Raw genomic sequence first — 7,558 nt, 5'->3', positions numbered from 1 at the left:
TATCTCTCGCTTAGATACTCTTGCAAGCTTTTTACCTCAAGTGCTTTGCCAGTTTGAACTGTGCTTAGTGACTTGGCAGCTGCGAGTGCTGCACGGATAGTTGTAAAATATGGAATTTTAAATCTAAGTACATTTTGGCGTATCTTTTTGCCGTCATCCACGCTTGATTTTGTATCGCTTGTATTTATAACAAGTGCTATATCGCCGTTTTTAAGCCTATCTTCGACATTTGGTCTGCCCTCGCTTATCTTATATACAAACTCAGTATCCACGCCAGCTTCGCTTAAAATTTTATGCGTACCACCAGTTGCAATGACGCTAAAGCCAAGGCCAATTAAATCCCTTGCAAGGTCTGGTGCATAAGATTTGTCGCCATCAGCTAGCGTTAAAAATACCCTGCCCTTGCTTGGCAAAGTGTTGCTCGCAGCGATCTGGCTCTTTGCAAATGAGCTTGCAAAGTCGTGGCTGATACCCATAACCTCGCCCGTGCTCTTCATCTCAGGGCCAAGGATGAGATCGGCGCCACTTAGCTTGTTAAATGGCAGCACGCACTCTTTTACGCTAACATGAGAGCTTATGCGAGGTTTTAAGATGTCGCCATCTTCATAAACGACCTTGTAATCATCATAAAATTTAAGCGCCTCACGTAAATTTCCCTGCCACATAACTCTTGTCGCCACCTTTGCCATAGGCACGCCAGTAGCCTTACTCACAAATGGCACAGTCCTGCTCGCGCGAGGATTTACCTCGATCATATAAAGCTCGTTTTCATAGATAGCAAACTGGATATTCATAAGGCCGACAACGCCTAAATTTAGCGCGATATCTCTGGTTTGCCTCTCTACTTTTTTTATCATCTCATCGCTTAAACTCATCGGTGGCAATATGCAAGCTGAGTCGCCAGAGTGAATTCCAGCCTCCTCGATGTGCTCCATTATCGCACCTATATAGACCTCTTTGCCGTCACATATCGCGTCTACGTCGAGCTCTTTTGCGTCTTGTAAAAATTTATCAAGTAGCACTGGCGAGTGGTTGCTAACCTTTACCGCCTCGCTCATATACTCTTTTAGCTCGCTCTCGTTATGCACCCTTCTCATCGCCCTGCCGCCTAAGACGTAGCTTGGGCGAACAAGCACTGGGTAGCCGATAGTAGCGGCCTTTTGCAAGGCTTCTTCTAGGCTAGTAGCGGTGTCATTTTTAGGCTGAAGGACGCCTATATTATTTATAAATTCGCTAAATTTCTTTCTATCCTCGGCCACATCGATCACTCTTGCAGTTGTGCCGATGATTTTAGCACCGATAACGCTTAGGCGTTTTGCAAATTTAAGCGGAGTTTGGCCGCCAAAATGCACGATCACGCCGTCTGGTTTTTCACGCTCGATGACTGATCTCACGTGTTCAAAATCGATCGGCTCAAAATACAAAATATCGCTCGTATCGTAGTCGGTTGAGACGGTTTCTGGGTTGCAGTTGTACATTATCGTTTTTACGCCAAGGTCTCTTAGGGCGTAGCTTGCATGCACGCAGCAGTAGTCAAACTCTATGCCCTGGCCGATCCTGTTTGGACCGCCGCCTATTATCATCACCTTTTTAGCCTCTTTTGCTGGCTCTTTTTTAGGAAATTTAGTGATATTTGTGGTTGAGTAAAGATATGGTGTTAGTGCCTTAAATTCGCCCGCGCAAGTATCTACCTCGTTGTATTCAAGCTCGATGCCAAGTTTTTGCCTAGCAAAATAGATATCATTTTGACTAAGCTCAAGATCGTCTTTTTCATTTATAAGCACAGCTATCATCTTGTCTGAAAAGCCCATACTTTTGGCCTCTCGCAGTAACTCTTCGTTGTTTAAGATATCCATATCGATCTTATCTTCAAATTTAACTATCTCATAAATTTGCTCCAAAAACCAAGGGTCGATCTTACTAAACTCATGTACCTCAGCCACGCTGAAGCCATCTCTAAAGGCTTGTGCTAGATATAAAATTCTTCTCTCATTTGCATTTCTGATGCCATAAATCAAAGCGTTTTTCTCTAGGCTAAGGCTGTTAAATCCGCAAAGATCACGCTCTAGGCTACAAAGCGCCTTTTGAATGCTCTCTTTAAATGTCCTACCTATCGCCATGACCTCGCCAACTGACTTCATCGCAGTGCCTAGATATGGGTTTGATCCCGGAAATTTCTCAAATGTAAAGCGTGGGATCTTTGTCACGATGTAGTCGATCACAGGCTCAAAGCTAGCAGGCGTGCCTGTGATATCATTTTTGATCTCATTTAGGCTAAAACCAACTGCTAGAAGTGTCGCAACCTTGGCGATCGGATAGCCAGTAGCCTTACTTGCTAGCGCTGAGCTTCGGCTAACGCGTGGGTTCATCTCGATAACGATCATGCGGCCCGTTTTTGGATCTATAGCAAACTGCACGTTGCTGCCGCCAGTATCAACGCCGATCTCGCGAAGTATGGCAAAGCTAGCGTCACGCATCGCCTGATACTCTTTGTCTGTTAGCGTTAAAGCTGGCGCAACCGTGATACTATCGCCTGTATGCACGCCCATTGGGTCGAAATTCTCGATCGAGCAGACGATGATGCAATTGTCGTTTCTATCTCTAATGACCTCCATCTCGTACTCTTTCCAGCCAAGCAAGCTCTCTTCTATCAAAATTTCATGTATCGGGCTTGCGTCAAGGCCTGTGTTGGCTAGCTCTTTAAATTCATCCATATTGTAAGCCACGCCACTTCCTGCGCCACCAAGCGTGTAGCTAGCTCTTATGATGAGTGGAAAGCCTATCTCGTTTGCCGCATTTAGCGCGTCGTCCATGTTATAAGCATATCTACTCTCAGGCAGGTCCATGCCGATCTTTTGCATGGTCGCTTTAAAAATTTGTCTATCTTCGCCCTTTTTTATCGCTTCTGGGTTTGCACCAAGAAATTTGACATCCTTTAAAAGACCACTCTCAAAGACCTCCATAGCGGCATTTAGCGCTACTTGTCCGCCCATCGTTGGCAAAATGGCGTCAATATTTTCTTTTTCGATGATCCTTAAAATGCTATCTTTTGTGATCGGCTCTATATACGTTGCGTCGGCGAAATTTGGGTCAGTCATGATGGTGGCTGGGTTTGAGTTGATAAGCACTACGCGGTATCCAAGCTCTTTTAGCGTCTTGGCCGCTTGCGTGCCTGAGTAGTCAAATTCGCAGGCTTGACCGATGACGATAGGGCCTGAGCCGATTAGCAAAATGGTATTTATATCTGTTCTTTTTGGCATCATTTTTCCTTTGTTACAACGTATAGGTAGTTTGGTATGTTTAGCTTCGCATAGGGCTCAACTATCACGCTTTGATAGGAGCTCTCTTTTAAAATTTTACTCACGCGCCCTACTGGCACCCCACTAAAAAATATCCCGTCAAGCCCGCTCGTAAAGACCTCGTCGCCCTCTTTTGGGCTGAGCCATTGTGGGATAAATTTCACCATTATTTGGCCTTGATTTCCATGCGCAACGCCTGGAATTTTCTCATTTCCTATATAGACTGCAAATATACTTTTTGGGTCATTTTGCAAGTAAGCTAGCGGCTTGCCATCTTTTGCGATGACGATGCCAGCGCTGCTTCCTTGATAGATGAGTCCGTAAATTTTATTTGGGTCGTATCCTTCAAACTCGCTTATCCAAATTTTATTATAATCCCCGATATGCACGTAACTAAGCCCTTTTACTAGCTTTACAGCTGGGGCGTAGGCAGTTGAGTTTTTATCTTTTAAAATTTGATTTAGCTCGTTTGCAAAAGTAGATAAAAGCGTAGCTGAGCGCTCTAGCTCTTTGTTTTGCGCTCTTAGTTTTTCTATCTCGCTAGCCTGCCTAAAATATTCGTTTATATAATCTTTCACGCTTTTGGCAAAATTGTCGTATGAATTTATAGCGTAGTTGCTAAATTTGATAGATATGTTGCTTAAAATTTCGCCCTTAAACATCGAGGCGCCAGCAAGCAACGCTATAAAAACAAAAAGAACAATCTTACTCTTCATTTGTTAGCTGTTGTAAAAGTCCGATCTCTTGAAGTGCCTTGCCTGTGCCTCTAGCAACAGCAAGAAGCGGCTCGTCAGCTACAAATACTGGAAGCTTAACGATATCAGACAAGAACTTGTCAAGCCCTCTAATAAGCGCTCCACCGCCAGTTAGCACGATACCAGTCTCGACGATATCGCCAGCAAGATCAGGCGGCATCATCTCAAGCACGGTTTTAAGCGCATCTGCGATCTCTTTTAGTGGCTCTCTCATCGCCTCTCTCACATCCTCGCTCGTTAGCTCAACCCTACTTAAAAGACCGCTCACTTGGTCGCGTCCTTTTACCACTACGCTTAGCTCTTTTTCAAGTTGCACAGCAGAGCCCACAGCGATCTTTATCTCCTCGCCTGTTCTCTCGCCTATTAGTAAGTTGTATTTTTCTTTTATGTAATTAACTATGCTGCTATCTATCTTGTCGCCAGCTGTGCGGATAGATTTTGATATTACTAGACCGCCAAGTGAGACGACACCGATCTCAGTCGTACCACCGCCGATATCCACTACAAGGTTGCCTTGTGGCTCGCGAACTGGTAAATTTGCTCCGATCGCCGCTGCCATAGGCTCTTCTATCAAAAATACCTCTCTTGCACCAGCACTTAGCGCACTCTCTCTAACAGCCTTTCTCTCAACCTGAGTAAGTCCGTAAGGAACTGAGATGATGATCCTTGGGCGTAAGAAATTTTTTCTTCTATGAGTCTTTTCTATAAAGTAGCGTATCATCCTCTCTGTCATGTCAAAGTCCGCGATAACGCCATCTCTCATCGGTCTTATCGCCTCGATATCGCCAGGAGTTTTTCCCACCATCTCTTTTGCAGCGTGGCCGACTGCTAGAATTCTTTGTTTTCCATATTTTTCACGTCTTACTGCAACAACTGATGGTTCATTTATGATTATTCCCTTATCTTTTACCAAAACCAAAGTATTTGCCGTACCTAAATCTATACCCATATCACTTGAGAAAAAACCTATAACCTGATCTAAAAACATCTATTTCCTTTACGCTGTTAATTTATTGTGCTTTACCAAAATCGGCTTTGCCTTATCTTTTACCGTCTCTTTTGAGATCACGATATCGTAGTCTTTTAGCTCTGGCAGATCATACATTATATCTGTCATGAGCTCTTCCATTATGCTTCTAAGCCCTCTTGCTCCGGTCTTTCGCTCGATAGCAAGGCTCGCTATCTCTTCAAGCGCCTCATCATCAAATTTAAGCGTAGCACCGTCGATCGCACAGAGCTTTTGATATTGTTTTAATATCGCATTTTTTGGCTCGGTCAAAATTTTAACCATATCCTCTTTTGTTATCTCATTTAAAGTAGCCACCACGTGAAGTCTGCCGATTAGCTCTGGGATGAGGCCATATTTTACAAGATCGTCTGGCTCAAGCAGACTTAGTAAATTCTCTTTTTCATTTTTGCCACGTTTTTCCTGGTTAAAGCCAAGTACGTTTTTGCCAACTCTGCGCTCGATGATATCAAGAAGTCCGTCAAATGCACCGCCGCAAACAAATAAGATATTTGTCGTATCTATCTGGATGAAGTCTTGGTTTGGATGCTTTCTGCCCCCTTTTGGTGGGATATTTACTACGCTACCTTCGATGATCTTTAAAAGCGCTTGCTGCACACCCTCGCCTGAGACATCTCTTGTGATACTTCTGTTTTCGCTCATTCTAGCGATCTTATCTATCTCATCGACAAATACAATGCCCTGCTCCGCCTTTTTCACATCACCATTTGCAGCTTGCAAGAGCCTTGTAAGGATGTTTTCAACGTCCTCGCCGACATATCCAGCCTCAGTTAGGCTTGTCGCATCGCAAATCGCGATAGGCACATCAAGAAATCTCGCCAAAGTCTGAGCCATCAGCGTCTTGCCGCTTCCAGTTGGACCAACAAGCAAGATGTTTGATTTTGAAATTTCGGTGTCGTCTTTGATGTCGCTTTGTTTAAAAATTCTCTTATAATGGTTATATACGCCGACGCTAAAGACCTTTTTAGCCCTATCTTGACCGATCACGTAGTTATCAAGTACCGCTTTTAGCTCCTTTGGAGTTAGCTTTTGATACTCTATCGCCTCTTCGTTTTTGCTCTCTTCTACACTCGTATCACCATGTATCATATCGTATGCTGCTGCTATACAGTACTCACATATATAGGCGTTTCCTTCGATATCTGCTAATAACCTTCTCTCAGCAGACTCAGCCTCGCCACAAAAATTACACTTTCTAGCCATTAATCTCTTCCTTTTGCAAGCGGAATTCCTCTTGTCGTTTCTAATATAAATTTACACATTTTTTTAACATTTTCGTCGCTGGTTTTTGCGATCAGCTCGTTTGCTTGATCCTTTAGGCTGATGCCTTGATTAAACAAAAATTTATAAGCGCGAACAAGCTCTTCAACCTGCTCTTTGTCAAATCTACGCCTAATGCCAACTAAATTTAAGCTTCTTATATAGGCTCTGTTGCCCTCAGCTAGGCAAAATGGCACTACATCTTGGCTTAGCGCGCTTGCACCTGCGACCATGCAGCTCTCACCCACTCTAACAAACTGGTGAATAGGTGTAAGACCACCCACAACAGCGTAGTCGCCAAGCTCGACGTGGCCAGCTAGAGTTGCATTATTTGCCAAAATGACGTTGCTGCCTATTATGCAGTCGTGTGCGATGTGAGAATATGCCATGATAAAGGCGTTATCGCCGATCCTTGTTATACCATCGCCCTTGTGCGTGCCTGAGTTTATCGTGCAAAACTCACGTATAGTTGCGTGCTCGCCGATGATGACGCCAGTATCGACCTCATCTTTATAGCTGATATCTTGTGGGATGTCGCCCACGATCGCGTAGCTAAATACACGAGAGTTATCGCCGATCCTCGTCTTGCCAAGCACCCTTGCGCCTTGTTTTATCGTGACGTTGTTACCAAGGACCGCATCTTTACTTACAAATGCGTAAGCCTCGATATTTGCGTCATCTCCAATGATCGCTCCATCTTCTATAACTGCTGTTTGGTGGATATTTTTCATTGTCTCTCTTTTTTAAGCAAAAGCCTATTTATCGACTATCATCGCTTTTAGTTCAGCCTCGGCGCATAGCACATCATCGACGTATGCCTTGCCCTCAAGCACCCAGATATTACCTTTGTGTTTTAATACATTTAATCTATACTCTAGCCTATCTCCAGGGCGGACTGGATGGCGAAATTTCGCTCCGTCAATGCTCATAAAATAGACCACTTTGTTCTCGATACCAGCTTGATGCTCGTCGCTCATGCTTTTAAACGCTAGCACGCCGCCAGCTTGCGCCATGCCCTCGATGATCATTACGCCAGGATATATCGGGTGGCCTGGGAAGTGCCCCTGAAATATCGGCTCGCCAATGGTTACATTTTTATAAGCGACGATATTTTTTGCAGGCTCTAGCTCGACAACTCTATCGATAAGCAAAAATGGAAATCTATGTGGGAGAATTTTTTGAATTTCTACGACGTCTATCACGTTTTAGCCTTAGTA

Annotated in this window: 6 protein-coding genes; all 6 read right to left on the bottom strand. The window is 44.1% G+C overall.

Annotation, left to right across the window (positions count from 1 at the left end; all coding sequences use genetic code 11):
• Positions 1-3,260, bottom strand: a 3,260-nt coding sequence (gene carB / locus CYP77_RS03425; protein ID WP_103565862.1) for a carbamoyl-phosphate synthase large subunit, incomplete at its 3' end; no start/stop codon positions are given.
• Positions 3,260-4,015 carry a rod shape-determining protein MreC gene (mreC, locus tag CYP77_RS03420; RefSeq protein ID WP_035142556.1) on the bottom strand — a complete coding sequence of 252 codons (756 nt, stop codon included), beginning with the start codon at positions 4,013-4,015 and terminating at the stop codon, positions 3,260-3,262. The genes mreC and carB, both read right to left, overlap by 1 nt.
• Positions 4,005-5,042 carry a rod shape-determining protein gene (locus tag CYP77_RS03415; protein WP_103565859.1) on the bottom strand — a complete coding sequence of 346 codons (1,038 nt, stop codon included), beginning with the start codon at positions 5,040-5,042 and terminating at the stop codon, positions 4,005-4,007. The genes mreC and CYP77_RS03415 overlap by 11 nt, the downstream gene beginning before the upstream one ends.
• Before the next feature lie 9 nt (positions 5,043-5,051).
• Positions 5,052-6,284, bottom strand: coding sequence for an ATP-dependent Clp protease ATP-binding subunit ClpX (gene clpX / locus CYP77_RS03410; RefSeq protein WP_012140425.1), 1,233 nt, complete (start codon positions 6,282-6,284; stop codon positions 5,052-5,054).
• A complete protein-coding gene (lpxA, locus tag CYP77_RS03405) occupies positions 6,284-7,072 on the bottom strand; it encodes an acyl-ACP--UDP-N-acetylglucosamine O-acyltransferase (protein ID WP_009295380.1) in 789 nt (262 codons plus the stop codon). Before lpxA ends, clpX begins: the two co-directional genes overlap by 1 nt.
• A 24-nt stretch (positions 7,073-7,096) precedes the next feature.
• On the bottom strand, positions 7,097-7,543 hold the full coding sequence (gene fabZ / locus CYP77_RS03400; RefSeq protein ID WP_004317884.1) for a 3-hydroxyacyl-ACP dehydratase FabZ: 447 nt from the start codon (positions 7,541-7,543) through the stop codon (positions 7,097-7,099).
• Positions 7,544-7,558: the final 15 nt, after the last annotated feature.

It is taken from the genome of Campylobacter concisus (genome assembly GCF_002913865.1).
GTDB classification, from domain to species: Bacteria; Campylobacterota; Campylobacteria; order Campylobacterales; family Campylobacteraceae; genus Campylobacter_A; species Campylobacter_A concisus_AM.
The sequence above is the reverse complement of the archived record's forward strand: the minus strand, read 5'-3'. Positions and strand labels throughout refer to the sequence as shown.

What these genes read in the sequence shown, in the direction of transcription:
- mreC (WP_035142556.1), bottom strand. Translation starts at nt 4,015, where the DNA reads ATGAAGAGTAAGATTGTTCTTTTTGTTTTTATAGCGTTGCTTGCTGGC.
- CYP77_RS03415 (WP_103565859.1), bottom strand. Translation starts at nt 5,042, where the DNA reads ATGTTTTTAGATCAGGTTATAGGTTTTTTCTCAAGTGATATGGGTATA.
- clpX (WP_012140425.1), bottom strand. Translation starts at nt 6,284, where the DNA reads ATGGCTAGAAAGTGTAATTTTTGTGGCGAGGCTGAGTCTGCTGAGAGA.
- lpxA (WP_009295380.1), bottom strand. Translation starts at nt 7,072, where the DNA reads ATGAAAAATATCCACCAAACAGCAGTTATAGAAGATGGAGCGATCATT.